The 20,229-nt window shown below is 64.8% G+C and carries 19 protein-coding genes and 1 tRNA gene; 13 read left to right on the forward strand and 7 right to left on the reverse strand.

The genetic code is table 11. From position 1 onward, the window contains the following. The first annotated feature begins 27 nt into the window (after positions 1 to 27). From I6F24_RS13445 to I6F24_RS13460, 4 genes are all read left to right on the forward strand, one after another. Positions 28 to 657, forward strand: a complete 630-nt coding sequence (locus I6F24_RS13445) for a TetR/AcrR family transcriptional regulator (protein WP_225149294.1) — start codon at positions 28 to 30, stop codon at positions 655 to 657. 69 nt (positions 658 to 726) lie between these two features. Beyond that, positions 727 to 2,181 carry a dihydropyrimidinase gene (gene hydA, locus I6F24_RS13450; RefSeq protein WP_225149295.1) on the forward strand — a complete coding sequence of 485 codons (1,455 nt, stop codon included), beginning with the start codon at positions 727 to 729 and terminating at the stop codon, positions 2,179 to 2,181. 120 nt (positions 2,182 to 2,301) lie between these two features. Continuing rightward, complete coding sequence (locus I6F24_RS13455; RefSeq protein ID WP_157282801.1) at positions 2,302 to 3,573, forward strand: DUF892 family protein; 1,272 nt, start codon at positions 2,302 to 2,304, stop codon at positions 3,571 to 3,573. A gap of 127 nt (positions 3,574 to 3,700) precedes the next feature. After that, entirely contained in the window at positions 3,701 to 5,323 is a 1,623-nt protein-coding gene (locus I6F24_RS13460) for an ABC transporter substrate-binding protein (protein ID WP_225149296.1), read from the forward strand. Here the strand turns inward: I6F24_RS13460 and I6F24_RS13465 are convergent. Then, a complete protein-coding gene (locus tag I6F24_RS13465) occupies positions 5,320 to 6,663 on the reverse strand; it encodes a glycoside hydrolase family 3 N-terminal domain-containing protein (protein ID WP_225149297.1) in 1,344 nt (447 codons plus the stop codon). The genes I6F24_RS13460 and I6F24_RS13465 overlap by 4 nt on opposite strands. 188 nt (positions 6,664 to 6,851) lie before the next feature. Here I6F24_RS13465 and I6F24_RS13470 point away from each other — a divergent pair, with 188 nt between their 5' ends. Genes I6F24_RS13470 through I6F24_RS13480 form a run of 3 tightly spaced genes read left to right on the forward strand, consistent with a single transcriptional unit; the run spans position 6,852 to position 10,661 of the window. After that, positions 6,852 to 8,354 (forward strand): DUF4173 domain-containing protein, encoded by a 1,503-nt coding sequence (locus I6F24_RS13470; RefSeq protein ID WP_225149298.1) that lies wholly within the window; start codon positions 6,852 to 6,854, stop codon positions 8,352 to 8,354. A 19-nt stretch (positions 8,355 to 8,373) separates the two neighbouring features. Then, positions 8,374 to 9,078 carry a response regulator transcription factor gene (locus I6F24_RS13475; protein WP_036021446.1) on the forward strand — a complete coding sequence of 235 codons (705 nt, stop codon included), beginning with the start codon at positions 8,374 to 8,376 and terminating at the stop codon, positions 9,076 to 9,078. After that, positions 9,075 to 10,661 carry an ATP-binding protein gene (locus I6F24_RS13480; RefSeq protein WP_036021443.1) on the forward strand — a complete coding sequence of 529 codons (1,587 nt, stop codon included), beginning with the start codon at positions 9,075 to 9,077 and terminating at the stop codon, positions 10,659 to 10,661. Before I6F24_RS13475 ends, I6F24_RS13480 begins: the two co-directional genes overlap by 4 nt. Here the strand turns inward: I6F24_RS13480 and I6F24_RS13485 are convergent. Continuing rightward, positions 10,658 to 10,798, reverse strand: coding sequence for a hypothetical protein (locus tag I6F24_RS13485; protein ID WP_225149299.1), 141 nt, complete (start codon positions 10,796 to 10,798; stop codon positions 10,658 to 10,660). The genes I6F24_RS13480 and I6F24_RS13485 overlap by 4 nt on opposite strands. Positions 10,799 to 10,877: 79 nt before the next feature. Between I6F24_RS13485 and I6F24_RS13490 the strand changes: the two genes are divergently transcribed. From I6F24_RS13490 to I6F24_RS13500, 3 genes are all read left to right on the forward strand, one after another. After that, a complete protein-coding gene (locus tag I6F24_RS13490; protein WP_074447687.1) occupies positions 10,878 to 11,447 on the forward strand; it encodes an alpha-ketoglutarate-dependent dioxygenase AlkB in 570 nt (189 codons plus the stop codon). A gap of 229 nt (positions 11,448 to 11,676) precedes the next feature. After that, entirely contained in the window at positions 11,677 to 12,606 is a 930-nt protein-coding gene (locus I6F24_RS13495; RefSeq protein ID WP_036021440.1) for an alpha/beta hydrolase, read from the forward strand. A 134-nt stretch (positions 12,607 to 12,740) separates the two neighbouring features. Continuing rightward, positions 12,741 to 13,967 carry an ABC transporter substrate-binding protein gene (locus I6F24_RS13500; protein ID WP_036021438.1) on the forward strand — a complete coding sequence of 409 codons (1,227 nt, stop codon included), beginning with the start codon at positions 12,741 to 12,743 and terminating at the stop codon, positions 13,965 to 13,967. Positions 13,968 to 14,168: 201 nt separating this feature from the next. Here I6F24_RS13500 and I6F24_RS13505 read toward each other — a convergent pair whose 3' ends face one another. After that, positions 14,169 to 15,731 (reverse strand): adenylate/guanylate cyclase domain-containing protein, encoded by a 1,563-nt coding sequence (locus I6F24_RS13505; RefSeq protein WP_035997835.1) that lies wholly within the window; start codon positions 15,729 to 15,731, stop codon positions 14,169 to 14,171. Positions 15,732 to 15,923: 192 nt separating this feature from the next. Here I6F24_RS13505 and I6F24_RS13510 point away from each other — a divergent pair, with 192 nt between their 5' ends. From I6F24_RS13510 to I6F24_RS13520, 3 genes are all read left to right on the forward strand, one after another. After that, positions 15,924 to 17,015 (forward strand): enolase C-terminal domain-like protein, encoded by a 1,092-nt coding sequence (locus I6F24_RS13510; protein ID WP_036021436.1) that lies wholly within the window; start codon positions 15,924 to 15,926, stop codon positions 17,013 to 17,015. Positions 17,016 to 17,095: 80 nt separating this feature from the next. Then, positions 17,096 to 17,572: an NUDIX hydrolase gene (locus I6F24_RS13515; protein WP_035997832.1), complete on the forward strand. Its 477-nt coding sequence runs from the start codon at positions 17,096 to 17,098 to the stop codon at positions 17,570 to 17,572. A 207-nt stretch (positions 17,573 to 17,779) separates the two neighbouring features. Continuing rightward, the gene (locus I6F24_RS13520) at positions 17,780 to 18,637 is read left to right on the forward strand and encodes a glyoxalase superfamily protein (RefSeq protein WP_225149300.1); all 858 of its coding nucleotides are present in this window, start codon (positions 17,780 to 17,782) and stop codon (positions 18,635 to 18,637) included. A gap of 11 nt (positions 18,638 to 18,648) precedes the next feature. Here I6F24_RS13520 and I6F24_RS13525 read toward each other — a convergent pair whose 3' ends face one another. The 4 genes from I6F24_RS13525 to I6F24_RS13540 form a co-directional block, all read right to left on the reverse strand. Further along, positions 18,649 to 18,891, reverse strand: a complete 243-nt coding sequence (locus I6F24_RS13525) for a hypothetical protein (protein ID WP_036021432.1) — start codon at positions 18,889 to 18,891, stop codon at positions 18,649 to 18,651. Positions 18,892 to 18,899: 8 nt separating this feature from the next. Continuing rightward, on the reverse strand, positions 18,900 to 19,373 hold the full coding sequence (locus I6F24_RS13530; RefSeq protein ID WP_035997824.1) for an L-2-amino-thiazoline-4-carboxylic acid hydrolase: 474 nt from the start codon (positions 19,371 to 19,373) through the stop codon (positions 18,900 to 18,902). Positions 19,374 to 19,588: 215 nt separating this feature from the next. Continuing rightward, positions 19,589 to 19,663, reverse strand: a tRNA-Val gene (locus I6F24_RS13535). 74 nt (positions 19,664 to 19,737) lie between these two features. Next, the gene (locus I6F24_RS13540) at positions 19,738 to 20,097 is read right to left on the reverse strand and encodes a response regulator (RefSeq protein WP_007597092.1); all 360 of its coding nucleotides are present in this window, start codon (positions 20,095 to 20,097) and stop codon (positions 19,738 to 19,740) included. Positions 20,098 to 20,229: the final 132 nt, after the last annotated feature.

Consider the following 20,229-nt stretch of genomic DNA (forward strand, 5'->3'; position numbering starts at 1 on the left):
GAGCGACGCTCAAGAATTTGGTTAAGAATGACTAAGGCCCTGGAACGGGGAGAGAAATTGCGTTCGGCCCTGATCCAGGCGGCCGAACAGATGATCGCCGAGCGGGGGCTGGCGGGTCTCAAGACCCGCGATTTGGCCCGCGAGATCGGCTGCGCCAATGGCGCGGTCTACAATCTCGTGGCTGATGTCGACGAACTGATCCTGCGGGTCGGCTCGCGCACGCTGCTCCGGCTCGACGAGACGCTGACTCTCGCAACAAATGCCGGCGAGCCATCGCCACGGGAATCCCTGGTCCGCATCGCCCTCGCCTATTGCGATTTCGCCGCCGAAAACCTCCAGCTCTGGCGCGCGCTGTTCGAGCACCGGATGGAGACGGGCAAGCTGGTGCCGGATTGGTCCGTGCACGACCAGATGCAGCTGTTCCGTCATATCTACCAGCCGCTGGCCGCACTGTTTCCTGGGCGCAGCCCGGAGGAACTCGGCATCACGGCACGCAGCCTGTTCTCGGCCGTGCATGGCATGGTGGCGCTCGGGCTGGAGCAGAAGCTGGTGGCCGTGCCGCTGCCGGCGCTGCGCAAGGAGATCACGGGCCTCGTGCGCGCGATGATCGACGGGCTGATCGCGCACGACGTGAAAGGAGCGGCGGCGGCTGACTAAAATTTCACCTGTCGCATCGCCAGTCGCGCGCTTAGCCTTCGAGCCGTCCCTCACCTCTCGGAGCACCTCATGCCCCTCCTCATCCGCGGCGGCACCGTCGTCAATCACGATCATTCGCGCCGCGCGGACGTGCTGATCGACGGCGAGACCATCGTCGCGATCGGCGCAGCGCTCGATGCGCCGACAGGTAGCGAGGTCATCGATGCAGGCGGCGCCTACGTCATCCCGGGCGGGATCGATCCGCACACCCATCTCGAAATGCCGTTCATGGGCACCGTCACCGCCGACGATTTCGAATCCGGAACCAAGGCGGCGCTGAGCGGCGGCACCACGATGGTGGTGGATTTCTGCCTGCCCGATCCCGGCCAATCCATGCTCGCGGCGTATCAGGAGTGGCGGCACAAATCCGAGAAGGCGGCCAGCGACTACGGCTTCCACATGGCGGTGACGTCATGGTCGAAGCAGATCCATGACGAGATGGAGATTGTGGTCAAAACCTACGGCATCAACACCTTCAAGCATTTCATGGCCTACAAGGGCGCGCTGATGGTGAACGACGACGAGCTCTACAATTCGTTCGCGCGCTGCGCCCATCTCGGCGCCATGCCGGTTGTCCATGCTGAGAACGGCGACGTCGTCGCCCTGATGCAGGACGCCCTGATCGCGCGCGGCGTCACGGGCCCGGAAGGCCACGCCTATTCACGGCCGCCGGAGGTCGAGGGCGAAGCCACCAACCGCGCCATCATGATCGCCGATATGACAGGCACGCCGGTCTATATCGTGCACACCAGCTGCCGCGAGGCGCATGAGGCCATCGCGCGGGCACGCGCCGCCGGCAAGCGCGTCTATGGCGAGCCGCTGATCCAGCATCTGCTGCTGGATGAGCGTGAATATCAGAACAAGGACTGGGATCATGCCGCACAGCGCGTGATGTCGCCGCCGTTCCGCGACAAACAGCATCAGGACAGCCTCTGGGCCGGCCTGCAAGCCGGCGCGCTCCAGGTGGTTGCGACCGATCATTGCGCCTTCACCACCGAGCAGAAGCGGTTCGGGCGCGGCGATTTCAGGAAGATCCCGAACGGCACCGGCGGCCTCGAAGATCGCCTGGCGCTGCTCTGGACCGCGGGCGTCGCCACGGGGCGGCTGACCAAAGAGGAATTCGTCGCGGTGACCTCGGCGAACATCGCCCGCATCCTCAACATCTATCCGCGCAAGGGCGCGGTCGCCGTCGGCTCGGATGCCGATATCGTGGTGTGGGATCCCAAGGCGAGCAAGACCATCAGCGCCAAGCGGCAGATGAGCCGGATCGATTACAACGTGTTCGAGGGTTTTGCCTGCACCGGCGGTGCGGCCGCGACGCTGTCGCGCGGCCGTATCGTCTGGAAGGATGGCGACCTGCGCGCCGAGGCCGGCGATGGACAATACGTCGAACGTCCCGCCTTCTCGCCGGTGCATGTGGCAAATTCGACCTGGAAGGAACTGACGGCTCCGCGCGCCGTCGCGCGCAGTGCGGTGACGCCGTAAGCCATCGCGCTCCCTGGCAGAGGCCCGGGGCAACGACAGCCTCGATCCTGGAGAGACTTAGGAACGAACGGCTGGAGGCCTCGTTGTCGCGTAGTTTCTCTCCAGCACGCGAGTCTCCCCATGTATCACCACGTCAAGAAGCTGATGTTCACCGTGCGCGTCGACGAACCCGATCCGCGCTTCGGCAATATGCTCCTCGAGCAGTTCGGCGGCGCCAACGGCGAACTTGCGGCTGCGATGCAATATTCGATTCAAGGGTTGAATTGTGAGGATCCCGACCGCAAGGACCTCTTGATGGATATCGGCACCGAGGAGCTCAGCCATCTCGAAGTCGTCGGTTGCCTCGCCCGGATGCATCTTGCGCCCTCGCGCAACGACCGCCAGGCGGCGGAGGCCGATCCGCTGATCGCGATCGCCGGCGGAGGCGGCGTTAATCTGTTCAACTCGCAAGGCAATCCCTGGACCGCCGATTATCTCAAGATCACCGGCGAGCTCGACGTCGATCTCCGCAGCAACATCGCCGCCGAAGCGCGTGCCAAGATCGTCTACGAGCGACTGATCAATTTCTGCGACGACGCCGGCAGCAAGGACGCGCTGCAATTCCTGATGACGCGCGAGATTACGCATATGAAGGCGTTCGCGCGCGCGCTCGAGAGCCTGTCGAAGCCGGCCTTCAGCATCGGCCGGATCGCGCCGACGCCCGGCCTCGTCAACCAGTACTTCAACGATTCCACCGGTAGCGGCGACCACGGCGAAATCGATACCCGCGGCCCGTGGAACGAGGGCGAGGACTGGGTGTTCACGGAATCGCCTGCGCTGCAATCCGCCGATCCCGGTGCTGCCACCCCGATCGTCGCGGAGAGCTCGCCGCCTGTCGATGAGGCGGGCCTGACCGATCTGCTGCTGCATGAGCTGCGCGACATCCTCCATGCCGAGAAGCAGCTGACCAAGGCGCTCCCGAAGATGGCGCAGTCCGCCCGCTTCGACCAGTTGCGGGAACTGTTCGAGCAGCATCTGGCCGAGACCGAAAATCAGGTCGAGCGCATCAACGAGTGCTTCGAGCTGCTCGGCGAGAACGCTCGCGCCAAGCCTTGCAAGGGCATGATGGGCCTGATCGAGGAAGGCCAGGAGGTCATGAAGGAAAGCCAAGAGAAGGAGGATGCAGCCGCCGACCTCGCGCTGATCTCTGCGGCGCAACGTGTCGAGCATTACGAGATGGCCGGCTACACCACCGCGCGCAACCTCGCGCAGCAGCTGCGCCATAGCGCGATCGTCGCCCTGCTCTCCAAATCTCTCGCCGAGGAAGAGAATGCCGATCTCCTGCTCAACCAGGTCGCGCGATCGCTGATGTCGGTGGCGAAGATGCCCGCCGCGCTGGAGCAGGCCGAGTAGTCCGCGACGACGCGCAACACCTATCGATCCAAGCCGCCTCGCCTTGTCGCGGGGCGGCTTGGGGCTTCCTGGCTCTGGCATACAGCTTGCCTCTCGATGCCGGACAATTCCGGAACGGGAGGCACTCTTGAGCATTTCACCCCTCGATTTGAACCGCCGGAGCGTCATGCTCGGCGGCCTCGGTGTCGCCGGTACGGCAGCCTTTGCTCCACGCCTCGCTGGGGCGCAGGGACGCAGCGAAACTCTGCTGGTGGTGCAGGAGCTGGGACCGAATTCGCTGGACATGCAGGGCGTCGGCTCCAACCAGACCGTGAACGGCCTGTCCTGGAATTGCTACGACCGCCTGCTCACCTACGCCGCCAAGACACTGCCGGACGGCACGTTGTCGTATGACCGCGAGAAGCTCGCGCCCGAGCTCGCCGAGAGCTGGGAGGTCGCCGCCGACGGCATGTCCTGCACCTTCAAGCTTCGCAAGGACGCAAAATTCCACGACGGCACGCCTGTGACCGCCAAGGACGTCAAATGGTCGTTTGACCGCGCCGTGAAGGTCGGCGGCTTTCCGACCTTCCAGATGTCGGCGGGATCGCTGGAGAAGCCGGAGCAGTTCGTGGTGGTCGACGACCACACTTTCCGTATCGACTATGTCCGCAATGACAAGATGCTGCTGTTCAACGTGGCCGTCGTCGTGCCCTTCATCATCAATTCCGAGCTCGCCAGGAAGAACGCGACGCCGGAAGATCCGTGGGCGCTGGCCTGGCTGAAGAACAACGAGGCCGGCGGCGGCGCCTACAAGATCGAGAGCTGGAAGCCGGGTAGCGAGACCGTGCTGACGCGCTTCGACGACTGGAAGAGCGGGCCGCTGCCGAAGGTCAAGCGCGTGATTGCCCGCGACGTTCCCTCCGCCGGCACGCGCCGTGCCATGCTGGAGCGGGGCGATGCGGATATTTCCAGCGGCTTTGCCCCGCGCGATTTCGAGCAGATCATCAAGGAGGGCAAGGTCAAGGTCTCGGGCGTGCCGATCCCGAACGCGCTGTGGTACGTCGCGCTGAACACCGCCAAGCCGCCGTTCGACAATGTCAAGCTGCGCCAGGCCATCGCCTGGGCCATGCCGTACGAGCAGATTCAGACCAGCGCCTTCTTCGGCCGCGCCGTTCCCATGTATGGCGGCACCGCCGAAGTCTCAAAGCCGGTGTGGCCGCAACCGTTTCCTTACGTCACCGATCTCGACAAGGCCAAGGCTCTGCTGAAGGAAGCGGGTTTCGAATCCGGCCTGGAGACGATGCTGTCGCTGGACGCCGGCACCGCCACCGTCGGCGAGCCGACCGCGATCCTGATCCAGGAGAATCTCGCCAAGATCGGCATCAAGGCGGCAATCGAAAAGATTCCCGGCGCGAACTGGCGCACGACGCTGAACAAGAAGGAGCTGCCGCTCGCGCTCAACCGCTTCAGCGGCTGGCTCGATTATCCCGAATATTACTTCTACTGGAATTTCCACGGCAACAACTCGATCTTCAACATCTCCTCATACAAGAACAAGGAGATAGACGCCCTGATCGACAAGGCGCGCTTCACCACCGATGCCGCCGAATACGACAGGACGGTGAAGGATTTCATCGCGCTCTGTATGCGCGACGTCCCCGTGGTTCCGCTCAACCAGCCGATCCACGACGTTGCCATGCAAAAGGGCATCTCCGGCTACGAATTCTGGTTTCACCGTGAACCGGACTACCGCCAGTTCGCGAAGGGCTAGTTCTGCCGGGCGACGCTGATGGCGCGTGAGGCAGCTCGTGCCTGCATGGTCGAAAAGCCGCGCTCCAGGCGCGCGGTGCTCGCATGCAGCATCGCCGCGTCGAGCCTGCCCTGTCGCGATCCTTCCAGGGCGCAGGCAAAGACACGGTAGAACTGCGCTCCGTCATAGGCGACCAGCAGCAGATCGACGCCGGCATTGATCGCCTCGACCACGGCCTTGCAGACGTCGTTCTGGTAGATCGCGCCCATGATGAGATCGTCGGTCATCACCACGCCCTGGTAACCCCACGTCCCACGAATGATCCCATCGACGACGCGCTTCGAATGCGAGGCGGCGCGATCGGGATCGACGGCTGTGAGCGTGACGTGGCCGACCATGAGGGCGCTGCGCGAATGCGACAGCACCTCGCGGAACGGGAGCCAGTCGGTTGCCTCCAGCTCCTTCACCGGCGTGTCGAGATTGGCGCTGAAGTGATGCGTGTCGGCGCGCACGCGGCCGATGCCGGGAAAATGCTTGAGCGTGGCGCCGACGCCCGTCTCTTCCAGCCCGCGCACATAGGCGCTCGCGATGGTGCTGACGACGGCGGGATCGCTCGCAATCGCGCGCTGGCCGATCAGCGTGTGAAAATCGAGGCGGTTGCGCCGCGCCGGCGGCTTGAGGTCGAGCACCGGCGCAAGATTGAGGTTGACGCCGACGTGGGCGAGCTCGCGGCCGTGGATGCGGCCGAACTCCTCGGCCTTGGCCTGCTGCTCATCGGAAGCCAGTCCCGTGAGCGTCGCCAGCGCCGGCACTTTCGTCAGCGGCGGCGCAAGATGCCCGACGATGCCGCCCTCCTGATCGGCGGCGACGATCAGCGGCGGCAGGCCGGCTGCGCGCCTGAGATCCTGCAGCGCCGCGATCTCGGCCCGCAGCGTCTCGATGGCACGGCCGCGGATGTTGTGCCGGGTGACATAGACGCCGCCGATCAGGCCCTGCCTGGCGAGACGCGCGACCTCGGGAAAGGAGGAATAGCCGACCATGAAGTGCGGCCCGAGCTGCCGCGCTTCGGCGGCGCCGGCGCCGAGAACGTCATGCTTGCGCAGCTCGAACTTCAGATGCGCGGCGGACATCAAGACAGGCGGCACGCACCAGAGCACGACGAGCGCCTTGCCGGCGAAGGTGCGCCAGTGACCTCCGCGCAGCAGAAGAGCGACGATTGCGATGCTTGCGACGACAAGGGAGATGTTTCCGGCGCCACGCAGCACGAGCAGATAGGGATCGTTCTTGTTCGCGGCGACAAATGCAGCGAGCGGCGCGGCGAGCCAGAGCAGGGCGAGACCGATGCGGTTGAGCAATTGCATGATGCACCAGGTGCGATGGGCGATGAATGTTTCGCACCTAGCAAAGCGAATCGCGCTGCGCGAGAGGCAAAAGCGCGCCTGCACGAAAACTGCAAGAAACTCCTGAAGCCGTGCAGACGATGATCCCGCCGTCTGCACAAGTGCCGTTCAGAATTCGTGATGCCACCATTCACGGAGACTTTCTGGACATGACGAGCCTGGCTTCGACGACGGATATCCAACCGATCAGGCCTTCTGCACTGTCGGCCAAGCTCGCAATGGCGCTGCTGCTGGCCGGGCTCGCCGACTGGCTGTTCTACGGTCAGCGGATCGGGCTGTCGCTGACGCTGTTTGCGGTCGCGACCGCCTGCGTGTCGGTGCTGTTCAATCACGCGGCCGTGGACTGGCGGCGCGCGGCGATCAGCGGCGCGATCCTCGTGCTCGGCCTTGTGCCGGCCATGGAAGAGCTCAACACGCTATCGTTCCTGATCCTCGTCGCGTCGCTGACGATTGCGCTGTTGCTTGCAACCAATCCCGATACGACCGGGCTCACCGACCGCGCCCGCGCGCTGTGCAATTTCCTCCTGCTCGGTCCCTTCAGGTTCTTCCTCGATGCGCCCCAAGCCTTCAACATGTCGGCCTTCACCCGCGGCATCGCGCTCTGGCTGATGCCCGCGGCGCTCAGCACCGTCTTCATCGCATTGTTCGCCGCCGCAAATCCGGTGATCGAGCAATGGGTGTCGCTGCTCAATCCCAAGGTCATGCTCGACTATGTCAACATGTGGCGCGTCCTGTTCTGGACCTTGATGCTGGCTCTGGTCTGGCCGTTCATCCATGTGCGCTGGCGGCGCAGGGCGGTCGTCGCCGCCGCCGTGGCCGAGGGCCCCGTGCCACCGCCGCTGCCGCCCATGGTCTCGGCGGAATTTCTCGGCCCCTCCACCATCCTGCGCTCGCTGATCCTGTTCAACCTGCTGTTCGCGGCACAGTCCATTCTCGACGGCATCTATCTCTGGGGTCACGTGGCGCTGCCCGACAACATGACTTATGCGACCTACGCCCATCGCGGCGCCTATCCGCTGATCGCGACCGCCCTCCTCGCCGCTGCCTTCGTGCTGGTGGCGATGCGTCCGGGCGGGCCGGCCGAGAAATCGAAGGTGATCCGGCCGCTGGTCTATCTCTGGGTCGGACAGAACGTGCTGCTGGTCGTCTCCTCCATCCGCCGGCTCGATCTCTATGTCGACATCTACATGCTGACCTATTGGCGGATTGCAGCGTTCGTCTGGATGGGACTGGTAGCGATCGGCCTGATCCTGATCGTCGCGCGCATCGTGCTCGACAGGTCCAATCAATGGCTGATCGGCGCCAATCTCGCCGCATTGGCGATCGTGCTCTATGGCTGCTCGCTCGTGAACTTCGACGCCTTCATCGCCGACTACAATGTCGTCCACAGCCGGGAAGTTTCGGGAAAAGGCGTGCAGATCGACATCGACTATCTCCTGACGCTCGGGCCGCAGGCGGTGCCAGCCATCGACAAGGCGATCGCGCTACGGCCCGCCGTCAAAGAGGGCTGCCTTGTGTCACGCCGCGACCGCCTTGTAGAACAGCAGCGTCAGGACCTGGCTTGGCGAAGCTGGGGCTTTCGCAACTGGCGACTCCAGCGCAGGCTGGACGCCGAGGCGAAAGCTCAGGCCGGCAGCCAGCCGGCGAGTTGACGAGGACACGGAGAGTTTCTTGGCGCATCGCATTCTCATCGTCGACGACGAAGGCCACATCCGCGAGGTCATCCGCGTCGCCCTGAAGAAGGCCGGCATGGACGTGATCGAGGCCCGCGACGGCAAGGAGGCGCTTCTCCGCTTTGCCGCCGACAGGCCCGATCTCATCGTGCTGGACATCGGCATGCCCGAGTTCGACGGCCTCGACGTCTGCCGCGAGATTCGCAAAGGCTCCGACGTGCCGATCCTGTTCCTGTCGGCGCGCGACGAGGAGATCGACCGTATCCTGGGCCTCGAGATCGGCGGCGACGACTACGTCACGAAGCCGTTCAGCCCGCGCGAGCTGGTGGCGCGGGTCAATGTCATCCTGCGCCGCCTCAGCCCGCGCAACGGCGAGGCCAAGGCCGGGCCCACCGCGCTGACGCAAGGCGGGCTGTTGATCGATCCCGAGCAGCACGTCGCGTCCTTTGCCGGCACGCCGCTGAAGCTGACCGCGATCGAGTTCGGCATCCTGCGCGCATTCCTGACCCGGCCGACGTCGGTATTCAACCGCGAGCAGCTGATGCGGGCCGCCTACCAGCTCAACATCCAGGTTTCCGACCGCACCATCGACAGCCATATCCGCAACATCCGCGCCAAGCTGGCGGCGCTTTCCTGCGACAACGTGATCGAGACCATCCACGGCGTCGGCTTCAAGCTCGGCCGCTGCGAGAAAGAGGCATGAGCGCTGCGCCCGACAAATGGCGTCCGTCGCTCACGCTCGTGATCTTCACGGTGCTGGCGACGGTCGGCATATTGCCGCTGGTCGGCCTGTTCTTCTTCCGACTCTACGACAACCAGCTGATCCGCCAGACCCAGGCCGAGCTGATCGCACAGAGCCGCGTGCTGGCGACGATCTATGCGCAGGAGGTCGCGGCCCGGCTCGACAGCGGCCTCGTGCTCGGCGCCGAGGTGCCGCCGGGCGTGCTGCCCGATCCCGGTGACCAGGTCACGCCGATCCGCCCCGCGCTCGACCTCACCGCGAACGATCTGTTGCGGCGGCGGCCCGACGCATTGCCCGCGCCCGGGCAGGCGCAAGCAGCCTATGTCGAGATCGGGGCCAGGCTGACGCCGATCATCCGCGAGACCCAGAAGGTGACATTGGCCGGCTTTCGCATCCTCGATCCGCAAGGCGTGGTGATTGCCGGGCGGCAGGAGGTCGGGCAGTCGCTCGCCCATATCGAGGAGGTCGCGGACGCCCTGCACGGGCAATACCGCGCGACTTTACGCAACCGCGTGCCGGACAAGCCGCCGCCGCCGATCTATTCCTTCAGCCGCGGCCTCGGCGTGCACGTGTTTTCGGCGATGCCCGTCATCGTCAACAACCGCGTCGCCGGCGTGATCTACACGACGCGCACGCCGAGCAACATTTTCGACCATCTCTATCAGGAGCGGGCCAAGTTCGTGCTGGCCGGCCTTGCCGTCATCCTCGGCACCATCGCGATCGGCCTCGTGTTCTCACGCACCATCACGCTGCCGATGCGCGAGCTGATCGACCGCGCCGCCCGAATCGGCCGCGGCGACCGGGAGGCGTTCCAACCGCTGAAGCATTACGGCACGCGCGAGTTCGCCCAGCTCTCGCACAGCTTCCTCGGCATGGCCGAGCAGCTGGCGCGGCGCTCCGACTATATCGCGACCTTTTCGGCCCATCTCACCCACGAGCTGAAATCGCCGCTGACCTCGATCAAGGGCGCGGCCGAGCTGCTGCAGGATTCGGTTCAGGGCAAGGCCGAGGGCCTGACGCCGGCCGAGCAGAACACCTTCATCGCCAACATCCTGTCGGATACCCAGCGGCTGGAGGCGATGGCGCAGCGGCTGCGGGAGCTCGCCCGCGCCGAGAGCCTGCCGCAGAACGAGCGCACCGAGCTGGCACCCGTGATCGCCGATCTCAGAAGCCGGTTTCCGGCAAGCGCGATCGAGGCCAGCGGCAGCCTCGACCGGGCGATCGGAATGTCCTCGGAGAAGGCGCTGATCGTGCTGTCGCACATCGCCGACAATGCGGTGCGGCACAAGGCCGGCACGATCAGGCTGGAGGCGGTCGACGCACGGACGACCGTGCTTGTGACGGTCAGCAATGACGGCGAGCCGATCTCGGCGCCGAACCGCGACAGGATCTTCGATGCGTTCTTCACCACCCGCCGCGACCAGGGCGGCACCGGGATGGGGCTGGCGATCGCGCGCGCGGTGATGGCGAGCCATGGCGGCTCGATCAGGCTTAAGCCGACCGACGAGGGCGCAGCCTTCGAGCTCCAGTTTCCGGTTGCCTAGATCGCAAAGACCCAGACGGCGACGATGGTGCCGATGGTGGCGAGACCGGCGATAGTCCAGCCGGCGGCGTATTCCAACTCAGGATGACCGGTCGCCCGCATGATCTCAACCGGATCGACGGTATGCTTCTCTGCCATGACAGCCTCGCACGTTTCTTCCCGCGTCATAGATAAGTCGCATCAGACGCCAACAGGTTCCATCACGGAAATGCGAGGCATGACGCAGCTAAGTTTGTTCGCCGACCCGCAGGAAGGCCCGACCGGCCTTCACTACACGGACGATTTTATCGATCATGCCGCCGAGCAGGATCTGATCGGCCGCATCGCAGCATTGCCGCTCCAGCGCTTTCAGTTCGGCGCGTTCGAGGGCAACCGCCGGGTGGCGTCGTTCGGCTATCGCTATGACTACACGCTGCAGCGTCTCGCCGAGGCCGATCCGATCCCGGACTGGGTGCGGCCGGTCGCGCGCCAGGTCGAGGCCTGGGCCGGGCTGCCGGAGGCCGGCGTCCGGCAGGTGCTGTGCACCGAATACGAGGTCGGCGTCGGCATCGGCTGGCATCGCGACAAGCCGCATTTCGACAAGGTGCTCGGCCTGTCGCTGGGCTCGCCGTGCGCTTTCCGTTTCCGCCGCCGCAACGGCGCCAAGTGGGAGCGCCATACGCTCACTGCCCTGCCGCGCTCGCTCTACATGATGGACGGCGAGGCGCGGTCGCAGTGGGAGCACAGCATCCCCCCGGTCGCGGCGCGGCGCTATTCCATCACCTTCCGGACGATGAAGCGGGCCTGACGGACCAGGCCAAAACAAAAGGTGCGAAAACAACCCCATGCAAAGTAGAAAGCCGTTTCAGGCGCGAGCCTCGGCGGCGCTGGACAACGGCCTGACGGATCGGGATAAACGGCGGCTGCGCATCCAAGGTGCCGCGAATTCGCCTCAAGGCCGGCTGACTAATGAGATGAATTGAAAAGACGGGCCAGATCAGCGAGCCGATATGGAGCCCCGCAAGGCCGCCACATCCATGAAGAATTATCTGACATTTTTCCTGTTTCTGACCATGACCACGGCCTTCGCGCACGGACCCGTGCCGGGCCGGCTCCGGCCGCCCTCGGGTCTCGTGCAGGCGGGCCTCACCGATTCCGACACCACCGCAGGCGGCACCGCACGGCTATGCGAGCAGGTCACCTTCTCGCGCGGCCTGCGCTATGGCGAGAGCGAGGCCAATGTGCTCGATGTCGCGACCAGCGCAACCAAGGCCGACACGCCGCGGCCGGTGCTGCTGTTCGTGACGGGAGATACCTTCACCGGCGACCGCGGAGCGCCGGAGCTGTCGCGCCAGATCCAGGACCAGGCGATGTGCTTTGCCGCGCGCAACGGCATGATCGGGGTCCGCGTCGATTATCGCCTGGCGCCCGCGGCGACCTGGCCGGCCGGCGCGACCGATGTGGCCGCGGCGCTGTCCTGGGTTCATGGCAATATCGACCTCTTCAACGGCGATGCCCGCGAGATCGTCGCGGTCGGCTACGGCGCCGGCGCCTTCCACGTCGCGACCATGCTGGCGCATCCCGAGCTGCAGACCGCCGGCGCCGACGTCGCGGGCGTGGTGCTGGTGTCCGGGATCTACCGCGTCGGCAAGGACGCGAGCGACAGCGAGAAGGCCTATCTCGGCGGTGACGCCACCCAGTACGACAAGCGCTCGGTATTCCCCGGCATCCTCAATGTCGACGTGCCGATCGTGCTGGCCTGGGCCGCGGATGATTCCGCCGGCCTCGTGGCGCAGGGCGAGACGCTAAAGAAGACGCTGTGCGGCGCCGGCCATTGCCCGCGCAGCACGCTGCTGCGCAGCCGCGACGGCATCGCGAACGCCTTCGGCCTCGATGGTTCCGGCGACAGCCTCGCGGAGCCGACGCTGCTGCTGGTGCGTCAGCTGGAAGCGCGAGGGTTGCCGTAACGCGTTGCGGCAGCACGCCTGCCGCATTCATCGAAGCGCGACAGCCACACGATTGCCAAACGCTTGACCTAGATCAAGCGGCCTTGGTGGGGATTGAGCCGACCTCGTTGGGGGCCAACCACAAGGCATCGAACATGCGCGTCATCGGCAGGATGCTGTTCGTTTCCGTGATTGCCATCGCATCGCTGGGCGCGATGTCGCGGCAGCAGCACTCGGATCAACCCGCAAGCGATGAGGAAATCCGCATCGGCAATGTTATGCCGTATTCGGGGCCGCTCTCGGAATTCGGCGCGATCGGCCAGGCGGAAGCGGCCTATTTCGACATGGTCAACGCGCGCGGCGGCATCAATGGCCGCAAGATCCGCTTCATCACCCGCGACGACAATTCCGATCCGGCGACCGCGCTGGAGCTGACGCGCAAGCTGGTCGAGAAGGACGGCGTGCACCTGATGTTCGGCTCGTTCGGCACGCCCGGCAATCTCGCCACGCGCTGGTACCTGAACGAGAAGAAGATCCCGCAACTGTTCGTCGCCTCCGGCGACGAAGAGCTGAGCCAGCCGAGCGCGTATCCCTGGACCATGGGCTGGCAGCCGTCGTTCCGGTCGGAGGGGCGCATCTATGCCAACTACATCCAGGCCTCTTACCCGAGGAAGAAGATCGTCGTGCTCTGGCAGAACGACCAGTTCGGGCGCATGCTCTACAAGGGTATCCAGGAAGGCCTCGGCGATCTCAATCGTCACGTCCTGGTCGACATCGCCTTCGACCTTGCCGACGAGCATCTCGACGGGCACGTCTCGATCCTCAAGCGCGCCGGCGCCGACATCTTCGTCTTCCTCGGCGTGCCCTCGACCGCATCCAAGGTGATCAAGCTGGCAGCGTCCCTGAATTGGCGTCCCGTCTTCATCGTCAACGATGCCTCCGCCTCGATCGCCAACGCGATGGCGCCCGCGGGGCTGGAAAACTCTGCCGGCGTGATTTCGGCGGCCTTTTTGAAGGATCCGAGCGATCCCGCCTGGAAGGACGATCCCGGCATGAAGGACTGGTTCGCCTTCATGGACAAATACCATCGGGTCGAAAGCACCAACAACAGTGCGGCCGTCTATGGCTACGCCGCGGCCGAGGCGCTGACGCAGGTGCTGAAGCAATGCGGCGACGATTTTTCACGCGACAACATCATGCGCCAGGCGGCCTCGCTCAGGGACTATCAGCCTTCGGTCGCATTGCCCAACATCAGGATGAACACCTCGCCCAACCGCTACCTGCCGATCAGGCAGATGCGGCTGGTGCAGTTCGACGGGCGGTCGTGGCAGCCGTTTGGGGATGTGATCGAGACGGCGTTCACGGAAGGGGCGGCAAGGTGAGGTCACTTACCCTCCCCTGGAGGGGTCCGGGACGAGCGTAGCTCGCCCGTAGGTCGCTACGCATGTAGCGAAGCGGAATGCGTAGCGGGGTGGGGTGACGGTCTCTCCACATCCGACACCGCCCGAGGGGAGAGATCACCCCACCCCGCTCGCGCTACGCGCGATCGACCCTCCCCTTCCAGGGAGGGTAAGAAGCTCCCCTCACGCCGGCTTGAGCGAGGCCAGCGCGTTCTCCAGCAGCGAGCGCACGCGTGCGGCGTCGCCTGATTTCACCACGGCGGGATCGAGATAGAGCTCGAGGCCCGGCGCGCGTTCGGTGATGATGCCGCTGTTCTCCGCAGCTTTGTCACTCAGTGCATCCACCGAATAGGGGATCACCTCGCGGCTGATGCCCTTCATCGTGATCGCCGGCAGCGCATGCGCGCGGACGATGTCGCTGACGAGGGCGAAGGTCTCGTAGCTCAAGACGATGCCGCCGGGCTCAGCGATCGATTGCAGGCGCGCGGCGAGGTTCGCCTCCGCACCGATGATGGTGTAGTCCATACGGTCGGCGCTCCCGAAATTGCCGACATTGCAATAGCCCGAGTTGATGCCCATGCGCGAGCGGAACGGCTGCTCGATGCCGGACGCCCGCCATTTCGCATTGAGCTCGGCAAGGCGCTGCTGCATGCGCCAGGCCATCTGCAGACAGGCCTGTGCATCGGCGCGATCGCCCTTGGTCTCGGGGTCGCCGAAGAAGATCAGCATGGCATCGCCAATGAACTTGTCGATGGTGCCGCCATATTCGTGGGCGATCGCCGACATTTCCGTGAAATATTCGTTGAGGAGCTGGGTCAGCTGCTCCGGCTGCAGCCGCTCGGCGGTGGCGGTGAAGTTCTGGATGTCGGAGAAGAAGATGGTGAGCTTCTTGCGCTCGGTGTGGATGGTGACGTCCTTCTGGCCCGAGAAGATGCTCTTGTAGACCTGCGGCGGGATGTAGCGCGAGATCTTCATCGACAGCGAGGCCAGGAAGTCGTTGGCGGATTCGAGCTCCTTGTTCATGTTCTTGATGCGGCGCGCCTGACGTCGCTGCAATGACAGGAACGCCAGTCCGCTCCCGGCGGCGATCACGAAATAGGCCAGCAGGAACTTGAACGAGAAGATGTTGGCGGCGATCGGCTGGGCGATGATCACCTCCTGGATGCCGCGGACATCCCCCACCTTCCAGTCCTTCTTCGGGCTCTCGGGGTGGCTGTTGTGGCAGCTGACGCAGGCCGGACCCATCGTGACGGGCGCAACCAGGCGGACCTTGTCGTTGAACAGCGAGGTCTCGGTCTCCACGATCTTCTGCTCGGGATCCCGGCGCAGCGCATCGAGCGCGTCCTTCTCGAACTTGTCGAGCTGGTGCGGAGCGCGGTTCTGGAACGGGAAGTCCGAGACGAAGCGATAGGTGATGTTCTCCTGCTGGGCGCCGATCACCCGGCCGAGCTCCAGCGACAGCGTCGCCGGGATCGGGATCGCGCCGGGCACGGATTCGTAGTTGTGAACGACCTTGGTGCTGCCGTTCGGATTGGCCAGCACGCGGCCGACCACGTTGGAGGCGTAGTAGCTGCGCACGCTCGTGATCACCGAGTTGAGATCGATCGCCTGCCGGCGCAGCGCCGTCTTGCTGAGCTCGGTCAGGTCCAGCCACACCGCGACCGGCAGGGCGAGCAGGAGGAAGACGATCACGGCGCCGGTGAGAATGCCACTCTTGCGCTGTTGTTCGGAGATCTCTTGTTTCACCCTGTGGCTCCGTTCTGTGCGATTTTGTCGCAAATCCTTCCAGAATCCGAGACAATGCATGCGGCGGCACAGAGCCAAGAATTGCCGGCCGGCGCAACCCCATTTTATGGTGGTCGCAGCAAGCGCCTTTTCGTTTGATCACGGATGCTTAAGATCGGCGCCGACCTGCATCCGCTCCGCCGGGAGAGAGCCATGACCGAGACCGTCCGCATCAAGCGCTTCCAGGCACGTCCCGTGATCGTGCCGATGAACCTGCCGCTCCAGACCGCGACCGGGGCGGTCGCCAAGGCACCGCTGGTGCTGATCGACTGCGAGACCGACCACGGCGCGGTGGGTCATTCCTATCTGTTCTCGCTCACGCCCTCGGCCTTGAAGCCGCTGGCGGCGATGGTCACGGAAATGTCGGACCTCGTCGCCGGCGACGAGCTGCTGCCGTTCGAGATCGAGCGCAAGCTGAGCCAGCGCTTCACGCTGCTGGGCCTCGCCGGCCTGCAGCGGCTGGCGCAATCCGGCATCGACATGGCGGCATGGGACGCGCTGGCGCGCTCGCGCGGCCTGCCGCTCGCCCGCCTGCTCGGCGGCACGCCGAAGCCGGTGCGCGCCTACAACTCGAAGGGGCTCGGCATCATGCCGGCAGGCGCCGCGGTGGAGGAAGCCCACAAGCTGCTGGCCGAGGGGTTTCACGCCGCAAAGATCCGCGTCGGCCGACGCGATGCGCGGGAGGATCTCGCCGTCGTGCGCGCGGTGCGCAAGGCCGTCGGCGACGAGGTCACGCTGATGTGCGACTACAACCAGGCGCTGACGGTCACCGAAGCGATCCGCCGCGGTGAGATGCTCGACGACGAGGGCCTCAGCTGGATCGAGGAGCCGATCCGCCACGACGATCATGCCGGCTGCGCCCGCATTGCCGACGCGCTGCAGACGCCGGTCCAGATCGGCGAGAATTTTGACAGCGCGTTTTCCATGCAAGCCGCGCTCTCGGCAGAGGCCTGCGACTACGTGATGCCTGATGTCCAGCGCATCGGCGGCGTCACCGGCTGGCTCCGCGCCGCTTCGCTTGCCCATGCTGCCGGCATCGAGATGTCGTCGCACCTGTTCTCTGAAGTCAGCGCGCATCTGCTCTGCGTGACGCCGACCGCGCATTGGCTGGAATATGTCGACTGGGCCGACGCGGTGCTGGCAACGCGGCTGCAGATCAAGGACGGCTTTGCGCTGCCGAGCGAGGAGCCGGGCAACGGGATCGCGTGGGACGAAGCGGCGGTGAAGAAGTATCTGGTGGAGTGACGGGTCTCTCATCTCGCCATCGCAAGCACACGATCTCGTCCCTCGTTGCGAAAGCATGCGACACGGATTAACGATCCGCCATGACCACTTGGCGCCCACATCCCGGTATCCGCGTCGTCGCGATCGGCCTGCATTGGCGCGGCGGGCGGCTGCTGGCGGCCGAGGTGCGCGACGATGCGGGGCGGATCAAGGGGGTGCGCCCGCTCGGCGGCGAGATCGAGTTCGGCGAGAGCTGGCGCGCGGCCTTGGTGCGGGAATTCAACGAAGAGCTCGGCATCGACGTCGGCATCGTGGGTGAGCCCTTGATGCTGGAGAACATCTTTGTGCACGAGGGATCGACCGGGCACGAGGTGATGTACATCGCAGAGGTCGCGTTTCCGGATGGCGCATTCGCCGGCCGGGAGCGCATCGACTTCCGCGAGGACAATGGAGAGCAGATCGTCGCGCGGTGGTTCGACCTTGCCGATCTCGACCTGGACGGCGGGCCGAAGCTCTATCCGACCGGACTGAAGGACTTGCTGCTGCAGCCTGCGCGTCGTGCATCAACGGAAGAGTGATGCGTGATCCTTGTCGAGACGCCGACGACGTCGGTTGACAAGCATGGCGCTCTCAAGCAAAATTTCGAAAGGTTGATACCGCCGGCCGCTTGCGCCCTTCGGGGTATGGTGAAGTGTATCGGACCGCCGCCCGCTTCCTTTGCTCACGCGAACGGGTCAGTAACGCAAGCCCTGACATTCTCCGTTCATGTTGCAAAGGAACAGAGTATGCGCGATTTCCGCGACGCCAAAGCCATGGCGCAGACGCTCCGAGAATCCCTTAACGCCCGATCGGTCTCCCTCACCGTCAGCGAGAGCCTCGAGCTCATCGCGAGGTTATTCGGGCTGGCCGATTGGAATGTCCTGGCGGCCCGAATCCGTTCTGCGGAGCAGGCCGGCTCGGGCCGCAGCAACGAGGAAAGCACCAAGACCGATGCTGCGGATCAGCTCCGCTCGAGAGCCAAAGAAACTCAGTTGCCGCAGGCGGTGCTGGATCGTTATGCCGGAACATACCAATTCCATAGCGCCGTCTTCACCGTGACGCGTGAACAGGATCATCTGTCCGGACGGCTGAGCGGTCAAAGCTCGGCGCAATATTACGCGGTGGGCGAAACGGAATTCGCCGCGCGGGAGATCGATGTCGAGCTACGGTTTACCCTCGGGCCGGATGGGGTGCCTACCGCCGTGATCCTGCGCCAGCACGGCAACGATCACACCATGCCACGCATCGACATGAGCACGGCGCAAGAGCTCCAACGCGCGATCGAGTCTCGTATGAGCAGCCGGTCCGCCAATCCCGGGACCGCGGCCGCGCTTCGCCGTCTGATCGAGAGCGTCGCATCGGGCCAGCCCAATTACGGCGAGATGAGCGCCGACTTGGCCGAGGCGACACGCAAGCAATTGCCGCGCCTGCAGCCGGGCCTTGCCGAAATGGGTCCGATCACCTCGATCGAATTCCTCGGTGTGAACGCACAAGGACAGGACGTCTATTCCGTCTGGCATCAGGGTGGCGCAGCCTCGCACTGGCACATCGCGCTCGGCAACGACGGCACGATCATCTCGGCCTTCGTCACGCCGGGGCCATGAGCTCGGTCAGGCTACCACACCTCCGCGCCGGGAATTCTCTTCCGCACCGCCATCCGCTGGATCCAGATGCAGCGGCGGACGGACCTGCTGGAGCGGCCGACGGCGGAGATCCCCTCGCCGGCCTGAAGCAGCGGCGCCACGTTCTGGCGCAAGCTGCGGCAGCGCTGGAGCTCGGCTTGCCAGTCGACGATCGCGGCGTCGGCGCGCGGCGCCATCAGCGCCAGCATCGCCATGGCGAGACAGATCGTCCGCATCGCTCCTCTCACTGTGATCCGCCTCCATCCCGGCGGTAGCGGAAATCGCAATGAGAGGCGCCCTGCATGATGGTCTGCGTGCGCGTGAGCCTGACGTCGGGACCGAACCCCTCCGCGGTCGCAAAGTCCGCGGTGCAGATCAGCAGGAAGCCGAGTTCGGGCTCGCCCAGGGCCTTGTAGAACTCGGCATAGGCGCAGCGCGTCACGTCGAACGCGAAGGCGTCCGCCGTCTGTTCGATCACGTCATAAGCGAGCGCATCGTCGCGGGCATAAGTTTTGAAGGCCGACGACACGGCCTTGCCGAGATTGCTCTCGTTCTTGGCCTTCCAGAACGCCTCGCCGAAGCCGCGATAGAGATCGCCGAGCGCCTTGCGCACCAGCGCATTGGCGCGGGCTTCGCCGAGCTCGGCCTGCAACGTCTTGATCAGCGGCACCAGCACCTGCGCCTGGATCTTCGCTTGCTCGATGACGGACACGGTCATGGGCGGCCTCGTGTCGGAGATGTCATTGTAGCCCGGATAGAGTGCAGGGTCATCCGGGACAGCGGCCGGGAAACTGCGGCCGAGATTGCGCGTCGCTGCAACGGGCTAGAAGCTTTCGAGCAAGCCGCACCAGTCCGTCTTCGCTCTTCGAGCTGCGCCGGACACGCTTCGCCGCAATCTTCCAGGCTGTGCCACGCGAAGCCGAAGGCGAAGCGTGGTGGGCACGACAGGGATCGAACCTGTGACCCCTACCATGTCAAGGTAGTGCTCTCCCGCTGAGCTACGTGCCCTAAAGTCCACTTGTGTCGGGTGGGGTCCCTATAACGGCTCAGGGGAGCCGGCGCAAGGACGGAAGGAGGCCGATTCAGGCCGCCAGCATCTTGTTCACTTCGCTGACCAATTCGCGCAGATGCACCGGCTTGGACAGCACCTTGGCGTTCTTGGGGGCGTCCGAATCCGAGTTCAGGGCGACCGCCGCAAAGCCAGTGATGAACATGATCTTGATGTCGGGGTCGAGTTCCGAGGCTCGGCGGGCGAGCTCGATGCCGTCCATTTCCGGCATCACGATATCGGTCAACAGCATCTCGAACGGCTCTTCCCGCAGCCGCTGATAGGCGGCCATGCCGTTGTCGTGGGACGAGACCTGAAAACCGGCGTTTTCCAGCGCCTTGACCAGGAAACGGCGCATGTCGTTGTCGTCTTCGGCGAGCAGGATCTTTGGCATGGCAGGAAACGTCGAATCCCCAGAGGATATCAGCAGAGGTCACTAAGCCCGACAGAGGGTAAATTTGGGGTGAAAATCTTAACCCTGCGCCGGCCCCGCTGCCGGCTCTTTGTGGACCGGAACGAGGTCCAG

Source organism: Bradyrhizobium sp. BRP23, assembly GCF_020194135.1.
In the GTDB taxonomy this organism is placed as follows: Bacteria; Pseudomonadota; Alphaproteobacteria; order Rhizobiales; family Xanthobacteraceae; genus Bradyrhizobium; species Bradyrhizobium yuanmingense.

Bases quoted from the DNA above. Each gene is read 5' to 3' on its own strand.
- I6F24_RS13445 (WP_225149294.1), top strand. From the start codon at position 28: ATGACTAAGGCCCTGGAACGGGGAGAGAAATTGCGTTCGGCCCTGATC.
- hydA (WP_225149295.1), top strand. From the start codon at position 727: ATGCCCCTCCTCATCCGCGGCGGCACCGTCGTCAATCACGATCATTCG.
- I6F24_RS13455 (WP_157282801.1), top strand. From the start codon at position 2,302: ATGTATCACCACGTCAAGAAGCTGATGTTCACCGTGCGCGTCGACGAA.
- I6F24_RS13465 (WP_225149297.1), bottom strand. From the start codon at position 6,663: ATGCAATTGCTCAACCGCATCGGTCTCGCCCTGCTCTGGCTCGCCGCG.
- I6F24_RS13470 (WP_225149298.1), top strand. From the start codon at position 6,852: ATGACGAGCCTGGCTTCGACGACGGATATCCAACCGATCAGGCCTTCT.
- I6F24_RS13480 (WP_036021443.1), top strand. From the start codon at position 9,075: ATGAGCGCTGCGCCCGACAAATGGCGTCCGTCGCTCACGCTCGTGATC.
- I6F24_RS13485 (WP_225149299.1), bottom strand. From the start codon at position 10,798: ATGGCAGAGAAGCATACCGTCGATCCGGTTGAGATCATGCGGGCGACC.
- I6F24_RS13490 (WP_074447687.1), top strand. From the start codon at position 10,878: ATGACGCAGCTAAGTTTGTTCGCCGACCCGCAGGAAGGCCCGACCGGC.
- I6F24_RS13495 (WP_036021440.1), top strand. From the start codon at position 11,677: ATGAAGAATTATCTGACATTTTTCCTGTTTCTGACCATGACCACGGCC.
- I6F24_RS13500 (WP_036021438.1), top strand. From the start codon at position 12,741: ATGCGCGTCATCGGCAGGATGCTGTTCGTTTCCGTGATTGCCATCGCA.
- I6F24_RS13510 (WP_036021436.1), top strand. From the start codon at position 15,924: ATGACCGAGACCGTCCGCATCAAGCGCTTCCAGGCACGTCCCGTGATC.
- I6F24_RS13515 (WP_035997832.1), top strand. From the start codon at position 17,096: ATGACCACTTGGCGCCCACATCCCGGTATCCGCGTCGTCGCGATCGGC.
- I6F24_RS13520 (WP_225149300.1), top strand. From the start codon at position 17,780: ATGCGCGATTTCCGCGACGCCAAAGCCATGGCGCAGACGCTCCGAGAA.
- I6F24_RS13525 (WP_036021432.1), bottom strand. From the start codon at position 18,891: ATGCGGACGATCTGTCTCGCCATGGCGATGCTGGCGCTGATGGCGCCG.
- I6F24_RS13530 (WP_035997824.1), bottom strand. From the start codon at position 19,373: ATGACCGTGTCCGTCATCGAGCAAGCGAAGATCCAGGCGCAGGTGCTG.
- I6F24_RS13540 (WP_007597092.1), bottom strand. From the start codon at position 20,097: ATGCCAAAGATCCTGCTCGCCGAAGACGACAACGACATGCGCCGTTTC.